Consider the following 434-nt stretch of genomic DNA (forward strand, 5'->3'; position numbering starts at 1 on the left):
GTTCGTCACCGCGCCGTATATCGCTCCCACGCGCGGGCCGTCTTCCCAGACGGTACAGCCCTCGGGGTCTCTCGCGCCGTGGTGGAGCACCGAGACGCCGAAGCGGCCGGTCGACCGCGCCGCCGACTCGTACCAGTCTCCGTGGTGGAGTTCGGCCGCGCAGGCGTCGAGCGTCGCCGCGTCGAGCGCGCCGCCGACGAAGCCAGTCATCGACGGCCCTCGCGTTCGGTTCGCTCGGTGGTCTGCGGCGTGACTGCTGTGAGTGACATCGTTGCCCGATATCCGCGTGCGTCGGGTTTTGTTATCACGCACCTATACGGCCGCGTGGCGGTGTCGAACGCCGGCGAACCGAACGGTAGCCCGGCTTCATCGGGCCTCTGTGCCGGCCGGACCCTCGGCGTTCGCTCGTTCGACGCGCGACGCCCGAAGAAAAA

At 69.1% G+C, this 434-nt stretch carries 1 protein-coding gene and 1 pseudogene; both read right to left on the reverse strand.

Annotated elements, in window-relative coordinates:
* A pseudogene (locus DVK06_RS18020) lies at nucleotides 1-210 on the reverse strand (asparagine synthase); the annotation flags it as partial.
* Nucleotides 207-434, reverse strand: a 228-nt coding sequence (locus DVK06_RS19535; protein ID WP_233561831.1) for a hypothetical protein, incomplete at its 5' end; no start/stop codon positions are given. The pseudogene DVK06_RS18020 and the gene DVK06_RS19535, both read right to left, overlap by 4 nt.

The sequence above is a fragment of the Halorubrum sp. Atlit-28R genome (assembly GCF_003665955.1).
Taxonomy (GTDB): domain Archaea; phylum Halobacteriota; class Halobacteria; order Halobacteriales; family Haloferacaceae; genus Halorubrum; species Halorubrum tropicale.